Source organism: Streptomyces armeniacus (assembly GCF_003355155.1).
GTDB lineage: Bacteria > Actinomycetota > Actinomycetes > Streptomycetales > Streptomycetaceae > Streptomyces > Streptomyces armeniacus.
On sequence record NZ_CP031320.1, the window covers coordinates 4,992,256 to 5,009,065 of the forward strand.

A 16,810-nucleotide genomic window follows, 5' to 3' on the forward strand; every position below is an offset into this window, starting at 1 on the left:
TTCAGCCTCCTGAACCCGCGCGGTTGGCGCGGACGAGCAACCAGAGCAGGACCGGCGCGCCGAGCACGCCGGTGACGATTCCGACCGGCAGTTCCGTGCCGGAGATGAGGGTACGGGCGATGAGGTCGGAGCCCAGGACCATCAGCGCGCCCGTCAGCCCCGCCGCGAGCGTCGGCGGCCACGCCGTGCCCGCCAGCCGCTGCGCGATCTGCGGCGCCGCGAGCGCCACGAACGCGACCGGCCCGGCAGCCGCCGTGCCGAACGCGACCAGCCCGACGCCCGTAAGGAGCACCGCGAGATGCACCGTCTGCACCCGCGTGCCCAGGCCGGTGGCGACCGCGTCGCCGAGCTGCAGCGTGCGCAACTGGCGGCCGAGGAGCAGCGCCGCGGGCAGCAGGACGGCCACGGCGGCGGCGAGCGGGGCGACCTGGGACCACGTACGGCCGTTGAGGTTGCCCACCAGCCAGCCGAGCGCGGCCTGCGCCTGGAACCGGCCGCCCCTGGCCACCAGGTAGTCGGTGGCGCTGGTGCAGATCCAGGCGACGCCGATGCCGACGAGGATGATCCGGTAGCTGGTGGTGCCGCGCCGCCAGGACAGCACGTACACCAGCAGCGCCGTGGCCAGCGCGCCGAACAGGCCCAGCGCCTGCGTGCCCAGGCCGCCGTCCCAGCCCAGCACGATGCCCGCCACCACGGCCGTGCCCGCGCCCTGCGTGAGGCCGATCATGTCGGGGCTCGCCAGCGGGTTGCGGGTGAGCGTCTGGAACAGCCCGCCGGAGACGCCGAAGGCGACCCCGGCCAGCAGCCCCACGAGGGCGCGCGGCAGTCGCAGTTCCTGCACGACCAGCACGGTGCCCGGGTCGCCGGAGCGGTACAGGGCGCGTACGACGTCGGGCAGCGCGATCGGGTAGTCGCCGAACGAGAGCCCCCAGCAGAACACCCCGAAGACCGCCGCCGCGAGCACCGCGCACACCGCCACCAGCCGCGGCCGGAACACGCCGGAGACGGGCGGCTTGCCCAGCCGGTACGTACGGAAGCCGCGTACGGCCGGTTCCGGAAGCGGCTCCGAACCGCCCGTGTCCGCAGGAGACTTCGCGAGCGTCACCGCGCTCCCCGCGCTCCCCGCGCTCCCCGCGCTCCCCGTGGACCCCGTGGACCCCGTGTCCGTCATGCTCACACCTCCGCCAGATTGCGGCGGCGCACCATGGCGATGAAGAACGGCCCGCCGATGAACGCGACGACCACCCCCGCCTGCACCTCCGTGGGCCGTGCGACGACCCGTCCGACGATGTCCGCGGCCAGCAGCAGGCTGGGCGCCAGCACCGCCGACAGCGGCAGCAGCCAGCGCTGGTCCGGCCCGATCCCCGCCGACTGGGCCAGCACGCGAGCGATGTGCGGCACCACCAGCCCGATGAACACGACCGGCCCGATCACCGCCACCGCCGCGCCCGTCAGCAGCGTCACGGCGGCGACGCCCTGGAGCCGTACGAGGCCCAGCCGCCGCCCGTGCGAGGCCGCCACGTCGTCGCCCAGCGCGAGGCTGTTCAGCGCGGGCGCGCAGGCCAGGGCCAGCACCGCGCCCACGCAGAGGAACGGCAGGACGCGCAGCACCGCGCCCGCGTCCTGGTCGGCCATCGTGCCCGCCGAGAAGAACCGGAAGCGGTCCAGCGCCTCCGGGTCGGTCAGCGCCACGGCACTGGTCAGCGACGTCAGCAGGGAGGTCACGGCGATGCCGCCGAGGGCGAGCTTGACCGGGGTCAGCCCGGAGCGCCCGAGCCGGCCCAGGAGGTACACCAGGACGCTCGCGGCGAGCGCGCCGGCGAAGGCGAACCACACGTACCCGTAGAACGAGCCCAGCCCGAACACCCCGATGGCCAGCACCAGCGCGAACGACGCCCCCGCGCTGACGCCCAGGATCCCGGGGTCGGCGAGGGGGTTGCGGGTCAGCGCCTGCATCAGCGCGCCCGACAGGCCGAGCGCCGCGCCCGCCGCGAGGCCGAGCGCCGTACGGGGCATGCGCGCCGACCACACGACGTTCTCCACCAGAGGGCTCGGCGCGTGCCCGAACAGCGCGCGCACCACCTGGTCCGGCGGGATGCCGGCCGCGCCGACGGCGAGCGACAGCAGACAGAGCGCGAGAAGGACGGCGCCGAGCAGCGCCACGAGAAGAGCGGGGCGGAGCCCTCCGCGCCCGGTCACCGTGCTGCCTCCAACTGCTGACTCCCTTGGGTACGGCGGGCCTTGAGCATAGTGAGACGCACGGGCTCCGGCCCGCGGTCCGGCCACAGTGGGGCTTTTTGTTAGGTAATCCTTACCTTACTATGACCGCGGTCCTCCGGCTCAGCCGGTTCCACATACTCGGGGAGAGTTGTGTCCGGTATCGATGAACGCGCTTCCGGTTCCGACGAGTTCACGGACTTCTGGCGCCGGTGTCTCGCACCGCTGCCGCAGGAGACCGCGCTCCCGGCCGACTTCCCGTATCCGCTGCGGCCCGCGGGGGAGCCCCGTACGGTCGCCCGCGCCCTGGACACGGCGGCCGAAGCCACGGCCGACGCAACGACCCTGCTGGCCGCGTACGTCGCGCTCCTGCACCGCTACGGCGGCACGCGCGACGTCACCGTGGCGTACGACGGGCTGCCCGTACGCGTCCGGCTGGACGGCGACGAGGACTTCGCCGCGCTCGTACGGCGCACGGCCGAGGCGTACGCGGACGCCGCCGCACACCGCGCCGAACCGGCCGCGCTCATACGGGAGGTGGGCCCGGAGCCGACGCGCGGCGGCGGTCTGCTGGCCAACACGGCGTTCGCGACGGGGGCACGGGAGAGCTCCGGGACGGCGTGGCCGTATCCGCTGGACACCGTTCTCGAGGTCGCCGGCGGTGAGACAAGGATCACCTTCCGCCCCGACCTGTTCGAGGAAGCGACCGCCCTCCGGATGGCGGACCACTACGCCGCTCTCCTCACCGACGCCCTCGCCCGCCCCGGCACGCCCGTCGGCGAACTGGAGCTGCTGAGCCCCGCCGAACGGCACCGCATCCTGCACGAGTGGAACGACACCGCCCACGGCGTGCCGCTGCGCACCTGGCCCGAGATGTTCGCCGAGCAGGTACGGAGCCGGCCCGGCGCGGTCGCCCTCGTGTACGAGGACGAGCGGCTGACGTACGCCGAACTCGACGCCCGCGCCAACCGGCTGGCGCACGCTCTCATCGCCCGCGGCGCCGGACCCGAGCGCGTGGTCGCGCTGGCCGTGCCCCGCTCGGCCGAGCTGATCGTCGCGGAGGTCGCCGTCCTGAAGTCCGGCGCCGCCTACCTCCCGCTGGACACCGACTACCCGCCGGACCGCATCTCGTACATGCTGGCCGACGCCGGACCCGTCTGCCTCGTCACCACCGCCGAGACCGCGGAGGACGTGCCGCCGCGCGACGGCACGGACGTGCTGCTTCTCGACGCGCCCGGCACCGTACGGGAGTTGGCGGAGCGCCCGGCGCACGACCCGGCGGCGTACGGCCCCGGCGGGCTGACCACCGGCAGCGCCGCGTACGTCATCTACACCTCCGGCTCCACCGGCCGCCCCAAGGGCGTGGTGCTCTCGCACGCCGGTGTCGCCAAGCTCGTCGCCACGCAGAGCGAGCGGTTCGGGATCGGAACGGACAGCAGGGTGCTGCAGTTCGCCTCGCCGAGCTTCGACGTGGCGTTCTGGGACCTGTGCCTCGGGCTGCTCTCCGGCGGCCGCCTCGTCGTCGTACCGGCCGAGCGGCGGGTGCCCGGCGCGCCGCTCGCGGAGTACGCGCACGAGCACGGCATCACGTTCATGATCCTGCCGCCCGCCCTGCTCGCCGCCATGCCCGAGGACGTCGAACTGCCGCCCGCCACCCTGCTGGCGGGCACCGAGCGGGTCTCGCCGGAGCTTGTCGGCCGCTACGCGCGGGGCCGGATGATGTTCAACGCGTACGGGCCGACCGAGGCGACCACCAACTCCACGCTCGGCCTGTGCGACCCGGACACCCCCGCCGGCACGCTCGTGCCCATCGGCGTGCCCGACCCGGGCACCCGCGCGTACGTGCTCGACGGCCGGCTGCGGCCCGTACCGGCGGGTGTCGCGGGAGAGCTCTACCTCGGCGGCGCCGGGCTGGCGCGCGGCTACCTCGGGCAGCCCGCGCTGACCGCCGAACGGTTCGTCGCCGCCCCGGACGCACTGGCCGACGCGCCGGGGGAGCGGCTGTACCGCACCGGCGACCTGGTGCGCTGGAAGGCCGACGGGCGGCTGGAGTTCCTCGGGCGCGCCGACGCGCAGGTGAAGATCCGCGGCTTCCGCATCGAGCCCGGCGAGATCGAGTCCGTGCTGCGCGGCCACGCGGCCGTGGACCAGGCTGCGGTCGTCGTCCGCGAGGACACGCCGGGGGACCGGCGGCTGGCGGCGTACGTCGTCCCGGCACTGGACGGCGACGCGGAGGACTCCGAGCGCGGGCTGGTGCAGGAGTGGAAGGACCTGCACGAACTGCTGTACTCCGCCGCCGGTTCCGAGGGCCGCGCCGCCGGGCCCGAGGGCCTGCGCGAGAACTTCGCGGGCTGGAACAGCACGTACGACGGCCTGCCCCTGCCCGTCGAGGAGATGCGGGAGTGGCGCGACGCCACGGTCGCCCGCATCGGCGAACTGGCGCCCGGCCGGGTGCTGGAGATCGGCGTCGGCAGCGGCCTGATCCTGTCCCGCGTCGCCCCGCACTGCACCGCGTACTGGGGCACCGACCTGTCAGAGGAGGCCGTACGCGCCCTGCGCGCCCAGGTCGCGGCGGTGCCGGAACTGGCCGCGCGGGTGGAGCTGCGCGCGCAGCCAGCGCACGACACGACGGGCCTGCCGGAGGGCTGGTTCGACACAGTCGTGCTCAACTCCGTCGCCCAGTACTTCCCGGGCCCCGGCTACCTCACGGACGTGCTCCGCGCCGTCTCCGGACTGCTCGCGCCCGGCGGGCGGGTGTTCGTCGGAGACGTACGGAACGCGCGGCTGCTGCGCTGCCTGCGCGCGGCCGTGGAGACCGGCCGCGCCACGGGCCCGGACGACAAGCAGGCGCTGCGGGCCGCCGTGGACCGTTCGGTGGCCTGGGAGGGCGAACTCCTCCTCGACCCCGACTACTTCGCGGCACTCGACGGCTACGACGCCGACATCCGCGTCAAGCGCGGCACCCACCACAACGAACTGACCCGCTACCGCTACGACGTGGTGCTGAGCAGGCGCGACGACGGCACGCAGGCCGCGGGCGCCGAACCGGCGGCCGCGGCGGACGAGGTGGCGTGGGCCGACCTGCACGGCACGGACGGCACGGCCGCTCTCGACGCGCTGCTCGCCGCCCGTACGGCACCGCTGCGCGTCACAGGTGTGCCCAACGCCCGCCTCGCCGAAGACCTTTCCGCGCTCGCCGCCCTCGACGACAGCAGCCGCACCCCCGGGCCCGCCGCCGCACCCGACCCGGAGACACTGCACGCACTCGGCGCCCGGAACGGCCTCCGTACGGACATCACCTGGGACGGCTCCGCCACGGACGGCAGCCTCGACGTGGTGTTCGCGCCCGGCGATGCCCCGTACGGCGCGCATCGTGCTCCGTACGGCGCGCATCCCGCTCCGCACGGTGCGCATCCCGCTCCGTACGGTGCTCTCTACCGCCCCTCCGGTGCCGTCCCGCACGCCAACCGCCCCGCGCCCTTCCGCGACGTGGCCGCCCTGCTCAAGTCCCTGCGCGCGTACGCCGCCGAGCGGCTGCCCGAGTACATGGTGCCCGCCGCGCTCGTCCCCCTGGACCGCCTCCCCGTCACCCCCAGCGGCAAGCTCGACGCCGCCGCGCTCCCCGTGCCCGACTACGGCGCGCTCAGCGAGGGGCGCGCGCCGCGCGACGCCCCCGAGGAGCTGCTGTGCGCGGCGTACGCCGACGTGCTGGGCCTCCGTATGGTCACCATCGACGACGACTTCTTCGCGCTCGGCGGCGACAGCATCAGTGCCATCCGGCTCCTCGTACGCGCCCGCGAGGCGGGCCTGCGGCTCACCACACGCGAGGTGTTCCGGCACCGTACGGCGGCGGCGCTCGCGGAGGCCGCGGGCGGACGCGCCGCCGACGCGCACCCCGCGACCGGCGCGCAACCCGCGGAGGCCTCCGGCGAACCCGCCCCGCTCGTACGGCTCTCCGCCGCCGAACGCGCCGAACTGGCCGCGCCGCCCGGTGAACCCGCCGTCACCGTGGCCGAGGTGCTGCCGCTGAGCCCGCTCCAGGAGGGCTTCTACTTCCACGCCGTGGTCGACGGCTCCGGCGGCGACGCGTACGTCGTCCAGCAGGCGCTCGAACTGTCCGGACCGGTCGACGGCGCCGCACTCCGGCGCGCGGCCCAGCGCGTACTGGACCGGCACGCCCCGCTGCGCGCCTGCTTCCGCCGCCTCCCCGACGGCCGGCCACTCCAGCTGATCACCACCGGTCTCGAACTGCCCTGGCGCGAGTCCGACCTGTCCGGGGAGCCTCCGGAGGCACGGCCGGAGCGCGCCGACGAGATCGCCGCGGACGAACGCGCCGCGGGCTTCGACCTGGCGCGGCCGCCGCTGCTGCGCTGCGCGCTCGTACGGCTCGGCGCGGACCGCGCACGGCTGCTGCTGACGTTCCACCACATCGTCGCGGACGGCTGGTCGCTGCCCGTGCTCCACCGCGAGCTGCTGGCCTGCTACCAGCCGGAGGCCGAGCCCAGCGCACCTGCGAGCGAGCCAAAGGGCGCGCCGGTGTCGAAAGTGACGAGACCAAGTGAGCGAGGTACGAGCGAGTGCAGTGTCGAGGAGCGTCGACACCGGGTACAAGCGCCCGGAGGCGAGCCGAGCGACAACAGTGCGCTGCCCGAGCCCGCGCCGTACAGCGCGTACCTGCGCCGCCTCGCCGCCGCCGACCGCGACGCCGCACGCGAGAACTGGCGGTCCGCGCTGGCCGGTACGGAGGAGCCGACCCGCCTGGTCGCCTCCGCGACGGAAGCGCAGGCGGGCCCCGTCGAGCCCGCGCAGGTACGCGTCGAGCTGCCCGAGCGCGTCACCGCGCGGCTCACCGCCCGCGCCCGCGAGCAGGGCGTCACCCTGGGCACCGTCGTACAGGCCGCGTGGGGCCTGCTGGCCGGGAGCCTGACCGGCCGCCAGGACGTCGTGTTCGGCACGACCGTGTCCGGGCGGGACGCCGAGGTCGAGGGCATCGAGTCGATGGTCGGGCTGTTCATCAACACGCTGCCGACCCGTTTCCGCTGGCAGCCCGGCGACACGCTCGGCGCGCTCCTCCGGCGGCTCCAGGACGAGCAGGCCCGGCTGATGGACCACCAGCACCTCGGCCTGGCCGAGATCCAGCGAGTGGCCGGACTCGCGGGCGGCGGCGAGCTGTTCGACACCCTCGTCGTCTTCGAGAACTACCCGGCCGCGGCCGGACACGCCGACCCCACGGGCACCGTACGGATCACCGGGCACGAGTTCCACGACGCCGTGCACTACCCGCTGGCCCTGATCGTGAAGCCGCAGCGCAGGCTCGACCTGCGCCTCAAGTACCACGCCCAGCGTCTCGACGGGGAGCGCGTACGCCGGATTGCGGACCGGCTCACGCGCATCCTGCACGCCCTGGCCGCCGACCCGGAGCAGCCCGCCGCCGCCGTCGGCCTGCTCTCGCCCGACGAGCTGGCCCGCGCGCACCCGGCCGGCGAGCGCCGCGAGGTGCCCGGCACCACGCTCGCCGCCGCCTGCGCGGCGCAGGCCGCCCGTACGCCCGAGGCCACGGCCGTGGTGTACGAGGGCGAGGAGCTGTCGTACGGCGAACTCGACGCCAGGGCCGGGGCGCTGGCGTCCCGGCTGCGGGCACGCGGCACCGGGCCGGGCACGTTCGTCGCGGTCGCCGTGCCGCGCAGCCCGGAACTCGTCGTCGCCCTGCTCGGCGTGCTCAAGTCGGGCGCCGCGTATCTGCCGGTCGACACGGACTACCCGGCCGACCGCGTCGCCCACATGCTCGCCGACTCCGGGGCGACGACGGTCGTCACGACGGCGGACGCGTCCGTACGGCTGCCCGAAGTGCCGGGTCTCGTACAGCTGCTGCCGGATACACCAGGGGACGCTCCGGAACACCGGGCGCCCGAGGGGCAGGCCGGCCCCGACGACGCCGCGTACCTCATCTACACCTCCGGCTCGACCGGCCGCCCCAAGGGCGTCGTCGTCAGCCACCGCGCGATCCTCAACCGCCTGGCCTGGATGCAGGGCGAGTACGGGCTGACCGCGGGCGACCGGGTGCTGCAGAAGACGCCGTCCAGCTTCGACGTGAGCGTCTGGGAGTTCTTCTGGCCGCTGTGCGAGGGCGCCGCCCTCGTCCTCGCCCGCCCCGACGGGCACCGCGACCCCGCGTATCTGGCCGGGCTGATCCGCGAACAGCGGGTCACCACGCTGCACTTCGTGCCGTCGATGCTGGAGGCGTTCCTCCAGGCCGGCGAGGTCACCGACGACACCGCCTGGGCCGCACCGCTGCGCCGCGTCTTCTGCAGCGGCGAGGCGCTGCCCGCCGCCGCTGCCGCCCGCTGGCAGCAGCTCGCGGCGGTGCCGCTGCACAACCTGTACGGGCCGACGGAGGCCGCCGTCGACGTCACCCACCACGCGTACGACGGCGCGCCCGGCACCACCGTGCCGCTGGGCCGCCCCGTGTGGAACACCGGCCTGCGGGTGCTCGACGCGTGCCTGCGGCCCGTACCCGAGGGCGTGCCCGGCGAGCTGTATCTGACGGGCGTCCAGCTGGCCCGCGGCTACCATGCCCGTCCGGGGCTGACCGCGGAACGGTTCGTGGCCGACCCGTACGGCGCGCCCGGCGCCCGCATGTACCGCACCGGCGACCTCGCGTGCCGCCGCGCCGACGGCACCGTGGAGTATCTGGGCCGCACCGACCGGCAGGTCAAGATCCGCGGCAACCGGATCGAACTCGGCGAGATCGAGGCCGCGTTGACCGCCCAGCCGGGCGTCGCCCAGGCCGCCGTCACCGCCGTGGACAGCGCGCTCTTCGCGTACGTCGTCCCCGCGCCCGGCACCGCCACCGACCGCCCGGACACCGACCGCTCGGACACCGACCGTCAGGACGCCGCGCCCGCCGACCGCCTCGACGCCGAAGCCCTCCGCGAGGCCCTCACCGGCGCGCTGCCCGCGCCGATGGTGCCCGGCGCGTACGCCGTGCTGGACGCCCTGCCGCTGACCCCCAGTGGCAAGCTCGACCGCGCCGCGCTGCCCGCCGTACACGCCGTACGGGCCGAGGCGCGCGCCCCGCGCGACGCACGCGAGAGCGCCCTCACCGGGATCTTCGGGGCGGTGCTCAAGCTGCCCGACGTCAGCGTCGACGACGACTTCTTCCTGCTCGGCGGCGACAGCATCAGTTCCATCGGCGTCTCCAGCCGCGCCCGCCGCGCGGGCCTCGACCTGAGCCCCCGCGACGTGTTCCAGCACCGCACGCCCGCTGCCCTCGCCGCGGCCGCCGGGACCGCCGAAACCCCCGCCGCACAGCCGGAGTCCGGCGCAGCCTTCCGCCTCACCCCCGAGGAGACGGCGCGGGTCCACGAGCTCAGCCCGGTGCCCGTGGAGGACATCTGGCCGCTCGCCCCCCTCCAGGAAGGGCTGTTCTTCCACTCCACCTACGACGACGGCGCCCTCGACGTCTACACCGTCCACGAGTCGTTCGACTTCGCCGCGCCCCTCGACGCCGAACGCCTCCGCGCCGCCGCCCGCGTGCTGCTCGCCCGGCACCCCAGCCTGCGCGCCGGCTTCACCAGCGACGGCCTGCGCCAGCCCGTGCAGTTCATCGTCCGCGACCCGGAAGTCCCCCTCGAAGAGGTCGACCTGTCCGGGCTGGACGACGCCGAACAGGACGTACGGCTCGCCGCGCTGACCGACGCCGAACGCGCCCGCCGCTTCGACCTGGCCCGCCCGCTGCTGTTCCGGATGCTGCTGGTGCGGCTCGGTCCCGTACGCGGTGACCGCCTCGTCGTCGGCCGCCATCTGCTGCTGTGGGACGGCTGGTCCGCCTGGCTGTTCCTCGACCAGCTGTTCGCGCTCTGCGCGTCCGGCGGCGACCCGCGGGAGCTGCCCGCGCCCGGCTCGTACCGCGACTACCTCTCCTGGCTGGACACCCAGGACGCCGCCGAGGCCACCCGCGCCTGGCGCGGCGCACTCGGCGGGCTCGCCGAACCGACCCTGCTCGCCGCCGCCGACCAGGGCCTCGAACCCGACATCCCCGTCCACCTGGACGCCGCGCTCCCCGACGACCTCGGCGCCCGGCTGCGCGACACCGCGCGCGGCCACGGGCTGACCCTCAACACCGTGCTCACGGCCGCCTGGGGGCTCACGCTGGCGAGCGCCACCGGGCGTACGGACGTGGTGTTCGGCACGACCGTCGCGGGCCGCCCCAGCGAGGTCCCGGACATCGAGCACGTCATCGGCATGTTCCTGAACACCGTCCCGGCCCGTATCGCCTACGACCCCGCAGAACCGGTGCTCGCACTGCTGCGGCGGGTGCAGGAGGAACGGCTGGAGGTCATGCCGTACGAGTACCTGGGCCTCGGCGTCCTCCAGGCCGAGACCGGCCACCGGCGGCTGTTCGACACGCTGTTCGTGCTGCGCAACAGCGACACCGAGGAGCGCCTCGGCGAGCTGCGCGACCGCTACGGCGCCACCGCCGTCGCCAACGTCGACGCCACCCACTACCCCGTCAACCTCGTCGTCACCCCCGGCCGCCGCGTCCACGTCACGCTCGCCCACCGGCCCGACGCCGTGGACGGCGACCAGGCCCGCGCGCTCCTCGACCGCTTCACGCTCCTCGTGGACCGGCTGACCCGCGACCTGGCCGCGCCCGTCGGCCGCCTCGACCCGCTGCTGCCCGCCGAACGCGCCGAGCTGACGCGGGCCGCCGACGCGAGCCGCGTACCGGAGCCCACGGAGACCGTCGCCGACCTGCTGGCCGCGCAGGCCGTACGGACGCCCGGCGCCACCGCGCTCGTGTGCGGCGGCGAGACGCTGACGTACGCGCAACTCGACGCCCGTATCCACCGCATGGCCAGGCTGCTGCTGGCCCGCGGCGCCGCGCCCGAGACGACCGTCGCGCTGGCCCTGCCGCGCTCGCTCGACACGGTCGCCGCCCTGTTCGCCGTGCTGTGCACGGGCGCCGCCTATCTGCCGCTGGAACTCGACCACCCCGACGACCGCCTCGCGGCCACCCTCGACGACGCCCGCCCGGCGCTGCTGCTGACCACCGGCGCCGTCGCCGCCCGCCTGGACGGCGCCGCGCCGGACACCCCGCGCGTACGGCTCGACGGCCCGGAGGCGGCCGCCGAACTCGCCGCGCTGCCCTCCGCGCCCCTCACCGAGGCGGACCGGCCGCTGTTCAGTCTGGAGCACCCGGCGTACGTCATCTACACCTCCGGCTCCACCGGCCGCCCCAAGGGCGTCGTCACGCCCTACCGCGGCCTGACCAACATGCAGCTCAACCACCAGCGGGAGATCTTCGAGCCCGCCATCGCCTCCGCCGGCGGGCGGCGGCTGCGCATCGCGCACACCGTGTCGTTCGCGTTCGACATGTCGTGGGAGGAGCTGCTGTGGCTCGTCGAGGGCCACGAGGTGCACGTGTGCGACGAGGAGCTGCGGCGGGACGCGGACGCGCTCGTCGCGTACTGCGAGACGCACCGCGTCGACGTCGTCAACGTCACGCCCACCTACGCCCATCTCCTCATCGAGCAGGGCCTGCTGGAGGGCCACCGGCCACCGCTGGTGCTGCTCGGCGGCGAGGCCGTATCCGAGACCGTCTGGCAGCGGCTCCGCGACGCCGACGGCACCCTCGGGTACAACCTGTACGGGCCCACCGAGTACACCATCAACACCCTCGGCGGCGGCACCCTCGACAGCGCCACACCCACCGTAGGGCGGCCCATCCGCGGCACCCGCGCGCACATCCTGGACGCGTGGCTGCGGCCCGTACCGCAGGGCGTGCCCGGTGAGCTGTACATCGCCGGGATCGGCCTCGCCCGCGGCTACCTCGAACGCCCCGCGCTGACCGCCGAGCGGTTCGTGGCCAACCCGTACGGCGCGCCCGGCGAGCGCATGTACCGCACGGGCGACCTCGTACGCTGCCGCGCCGACGGCAACCTCGACTTCCTCGGCCGCACCGACGACCAGGTCAAGGTGCGCGGACACCGCGTGGAACCCGGCGAGATCGAGACCGCCCTCGCCCAGCACCCCCGCGTCGCGCAGGCCGCCGTGATCGCCCGCGACGACGCGGCCGCCCCCGGCACGCAGCGCCTCGTCGGCTACGTCGTGCCCGCCGAACACACCGGCGCGGAACGGCAGTCCGTCGAACACGCGCACGTCGGCGAGTGGCAGGAGGTGTACTCCGACGAGTACGAGCGGATCAGCACCGCCGTTTTCACCGAGGACTACGCCGGCTGGGACAGCAGCTACGACGGGCAGCCCATCCCCGTGGAGCAGATGCGGGAGTGGCGCGAGCAGACCGTCGCCCGCATACGGGAGCTGCGCCCGCGCCGCGTCCTGGAGATCGGCGTCGGCTCCGGGCTGCTGCTGTCCTGCCTCGCGCCCGAGGCGGAGGCGTACTGGGCGACGGACTTCGCCGCACCCGTCATCCGCAAGCTCGGCGACGACCTGCGCCGCGACCCCGCGCTCGCGGCCAAGACCGAACTGCGCTGCCGGGCGGCGCACGAGACCGACGGGCTGCCCGAGGGCTTCTTCGACACGGTCGTACTCAACTCCGTCATCCAGTACTTCCCCAGCGCCGACTACCTCACCGAGGTCGTCCAGTGCGCCATGCGGCTGCTCGCGCCCGGCGGCGCGCTGTTCGTCGGCGACGTACGCAACCCGCGGCTCGCGCCCGCCTTCCACGCCGCGATCCAGCTCGCGCGCGCGGGCGACGGCGCCGACCCGGAGACCGTGCGCGCGGCGGCGGAGCGCGGCCTGCGGCTGGAGAAGGAACTCCTCGTCGACCCGGACTACTTCACCGCCCTCGCTGACGGCGCCGGGCACGGCGTCGACCTGCGCACCAAGCGGGGCCGCCACCACAACGAGCTGACCCGGCACCGCTACGACGCCGTGCTGTACCGCACGGACGCCGCCGCCCCGGGCCACGACCTGTCCCACGACCTGTCCGGCGCACCCGAGACGCCCTGGGCCGGTACGGACGCCGTGGCGACCCGGCTGCGTACGGAGCAGCCCGGCGCGCTGCGCGTCACCGGCGTGCCCGACGCCCGTACGGCCGCCGAACTCGCCGCACGCCGCGCCCTGGAGGCGGGCCGCCTGCCCGCCCCTGGCGAGGGCGACGGCGGCGTGGACCCGGAGGACCTGCACGCGCTCGGCGCCGCACAGGGCTACCGCGTCCTGACCACGTACGCGTCCGAACCCGGCTGCTACGAGGCGGTGTTCACGCGCGGCACGGACTCCGCGGGCACGGACCCGGCAGGGCTCACGGCGGGCCTGTACCGGCCCGGCGGCGGCACCGCCCCGTACGCCAACCAGCCGACAGCCGCGCGCGCGGCGGACGCCCTGCTCCGCGACGTACGCGACGACCTGCGGCAGCGGCTCCCCGACTACATGGTGCCCACCGCCCTCGTCACCCTCGACCGGCTGCCGATGAACGCCAACGGCAAGCTCGACGTGCCCGCCCTCCCCGACGCCGTGCCCGCCATCCCGGCAGGCGGCACCGGACGGGCACCGCGCACGCCCCAGGAAGAAGTCCTGTGCCGCCTCTTCGAAGAGGTGCTCGGACTGCCCGAAGTCGGCGCCGAAGGCGGCTTCTTCGACCTCGGCGGGCACTCGCTGCTCGCCACCCGGCTGATCAGCCGCGCCCGTACGGAGCTCGGCGCCGAGCTCGCCATCCGCGACCTGTTCGAGGCCCCCACACCCGAACAACTCGCCGCCCGCGCCGACACCGGCCGCCCCGCGCGCCCCGCCGTGACCGCGGTGGCGGACCGGCCCGCGCGCATCCCGCTGTCGGCCGCGCAGCGCCGCCTGCGGCTGGTCGAACGGATCACCGGCAGCGGCGTCGCGTACAACTTCCCGCTCGTCGTACGCCTCCGCGGTCCCCTCGACCCGGACGCGCTGCACGCGGCCGTACGGGACGTGGCCGCACGGCACGAGGTGCTGCGCACCCTGCTGCCGGACGGCGACGGGGAGCCGTACCAGCGGATACTCCCGGCGGCGGAGGCGGAACCGGCGTTCACGGTCACGGAGGTGGCCGGAGGCCCCGGTGCGGATTCACTGAGCGGCCTCATCGAGCGGGCCCAGCGCCGCCCCTTCGACCTCACCCGCGAACTGCCGCTGCGCTGCGAGGTGTTCCGCATCGGCGCGGACGACCACGTGGTCGCCCTCGTCCTGCACCACATCGCCACCGACGAGTGGTCCGACCGGCCGTTCCTCGCCGACCTCGGCACCGCGTACCGGGCGCGCTGCGAGGGCGCGGCGCCGGAGTGGGCGCCGCTGCCCGTGCAGTACGCCGACTACACCCTCTGGCAGGACACCCTCCTCCGGCAGGTCGGCGCGCAGCAGCTCGCGTACTGGACCGGCGCCCTCGCCGGACTGCCCGAAGAACTGCCCCTTCCCCTGGACCGCCCGGGGGGTCCGTCTCGGGGGCTCGGAGATGTGTATAAGGGACAGGTACGGCACACCCCCGCGTCCGTCGCCCCCGTTCCCGCGCCCGTGCTGCGCCACCCGGCCGAGGTGGACGACGCCGTGGCGGCGGCCGTACGTGCCGGGGTGGCCGAACTCGACGGCGAGCGGCTGCGTTTCACGCACCCGCTGCTCGCCGCCGTCACGCTGTCCTGCGACACGGCCGTGCGCCGCGCGGCGCACGAGCGGCTGGCGGACACGGTGGCCGACGCGGTGGAGCGCGCGCGGCACCGCGGGCTGGCCGCCGTGGGCCCGGACGAGCCGGTCGCCGCGGGCCTGGCGTCCGCCGCGGAACAGGCGCGCAGGCGTGGCGACACGTGTACGGCCGCCGCGCTGGCCCGGCTGGCGTACGTGCGGACGCCCGCGGAGTGCGGCGCCCGCCGGGCCGAACGGGCGCTGGCGGCGGCGCAGTACGCGCACGCGGCGGCCGACTTCGAGCTCACCCGCGAGATGGCCCGCGAGGTGCTGTCCTGTCCGGCCACGTCCGAGCAGCGGTTCACGGCGTGCGTCGTCATCATCTACGCCGCCAACCAGGCGCTGCACGACATCCGGGACATCTTCGACGAGGCGCTGGCCCACGCCGGGGACGATCTCGCCCTCCGCGCGCACCTGCACTACCTCGTCGCGCTCCGCGCGCACATCACGGACGGCGACACGGCGACCGCCCGCGTGGAGGCGGCGCGCGCGGTGTCGCTCGCGCGCCGGGCGGGCGACCGTTCCACCGAGCTGATGGCGCTGTCGCTGGAGGCGTTCGCGGCGGACCTGCTCGGCCGCCCGGACGCGGCGGAGCCGCTGACGCGCGCCCTCGCGCAGCCGCAGGACGCCGGGGTGACCGGCGGCCACAACGGGCCGCGCGCGGTCAAGGCGCGGCTCGCCGTGTTCGCCGAACGGCACGAGGAGGCCGCCGTCGAACTCGACCGGTTGCTGCGGCGGGCCCGCCGCAGCGGCGCCGCCGAGGACGAGGTCTTCCTGCTCTGCGCGAAGATCGAGGTCGACGTGCACGCGGGCCGCTGCGAGGCCGCGCTGGCCGCCGCGCGCGAAGTGACGCGGCTCAGGCGGGACATCGGCGTGACGCTCGGCCCGGAGCCGTACTCCCTGGCGCGCGCCGAGTCGGCGGGCGGCGACCTGGCGCGGGCGGCGGCGCTGGCCGCGGAGGGCGTACGGATCTCGCGGGCCGAACACGACCAGATCTACCTGCCGTTGGCGCTGTGCGTGCTGGGGCACGTACGGCTCCGCTCGCAGGACCCGTGGGGCGCGATCGAGAGCCTTGGCGAGGCGCGGGACATCGCCGAACGGCGCGGCATCGTCGACCCGATGCCCGTGCCCTGGTCCGTCGACCTGGCGGAGGCGCTGGTCGCGGTCGGCGACCACGGCGAGGCGCACGCGGTGGTGACCGGAGTGCAGCGGTCCGCGGAACGGCTGGCGCGGCACGGCGTGTACGCGTCCCTGCGGCGCGCCGACGCGCTGCGGCTGTCGGCCACCGGGGAGGCCGCGGACGCCCGTACGGCCGTCACCGCCCTGAACGAGGCCGCCGCGACCCACGAGCGGCTGGGCCTGACCCTCGAACACGGCCGCGACCTGCTGGCGCTCGGCTCCGTCGAGCGGCGGCGGCGCCACCCCTCGGCGGCGCTCGCGGCCTGGCGGCGGGCGGCGGCGGTGTTCGAGAAGTGCGCCGCGCTGCCCTGGCTGACGCAGGCCGACGTCGAACTGGACCGGCTCGGGCACCGTACGGGCGCCGCCGCGTCCGGCACCGCGTCCGGTGTCGCGCGCCTGCTCACGCCGACCGAGCACCGGGTCGCCGCGCTGGTCGCGGACGGGGCGACCAACCGGGAGGTCGCGGCGCAGATGTTCCTGGCGCTCAAGACGGTGGAGTCGACGCTCACGCGCGTCTACCGCAAGGTCGGCGTGCGCTCCCGCAGCGAGCTGGCGCGCCTCGTGCACACGGCGCCGGGCGCCGCGCCGGGCGCCGCGCCGGACGGCAGCGCGCGTGCGGTGCGGAACGCCTGACGGAGCGTCCGGTTCCGCCCCGCCCGCGGGCACCGTACGGGCGGCTGCCGAACGGGTACGAGAGGCGTACGGACCGGTGACATCCGGTGGCACCCCGCCCCCTAGGATCGCGGGACCG

At 75.4% G+C, this 16,810-nt stretch carries 2 protein-coding genes and 1 pseudogene; 1 reads left to right on the top strand and 2 read right to left on the bottom strand.

What is annotated here, in order from left to right; translation table 11 throughout:
- Position 1: 1 nt before the first annotated feature.
- Both DVA86_RS21805 and DVA86_RS21810 read right to left on the bottom strand, forming a co-directional pair.
- Complete coding sequence (locus DVA86_RS21805) at positions 2-1,171, bottom strand: FecCD family ABC transporter permease (RefSeq protein WP_208880696.1); 1,170 nt, start codon at positions 1,169-1,171, stop codon at positions 2-4.
- Positions 1,172-1,173: 2 nt separating this feature from the next.
- Positions 1,174-2,199 (bottom strand): FecCD family ABC transporter permease, encoded by a 1,026-nt coding sequence (locus tag DVA86_RS21810; RefSeq protein ID WP_208880698.1) that lies wholly within the window; start codon positions 2,197-2,199, stop codon positions 1,174-1,176.
- A gap of 171 nt (positions 2,200-2,370) precedes the next feature.
- On the opposite strand from DVA86_RS21810, the pseudogene DVA86_RS21815 reads away from it, so the two are divergent.
- Positions 2,371-16,608, top strand: a pseudogene (locus tag DVA86_RS21815) (amino acid adenylation domain-containing protein); the annotation flags it as partial.
- Between the last annotated feature and the right edge of the window lie 202 nt (positions 16,609-16,810).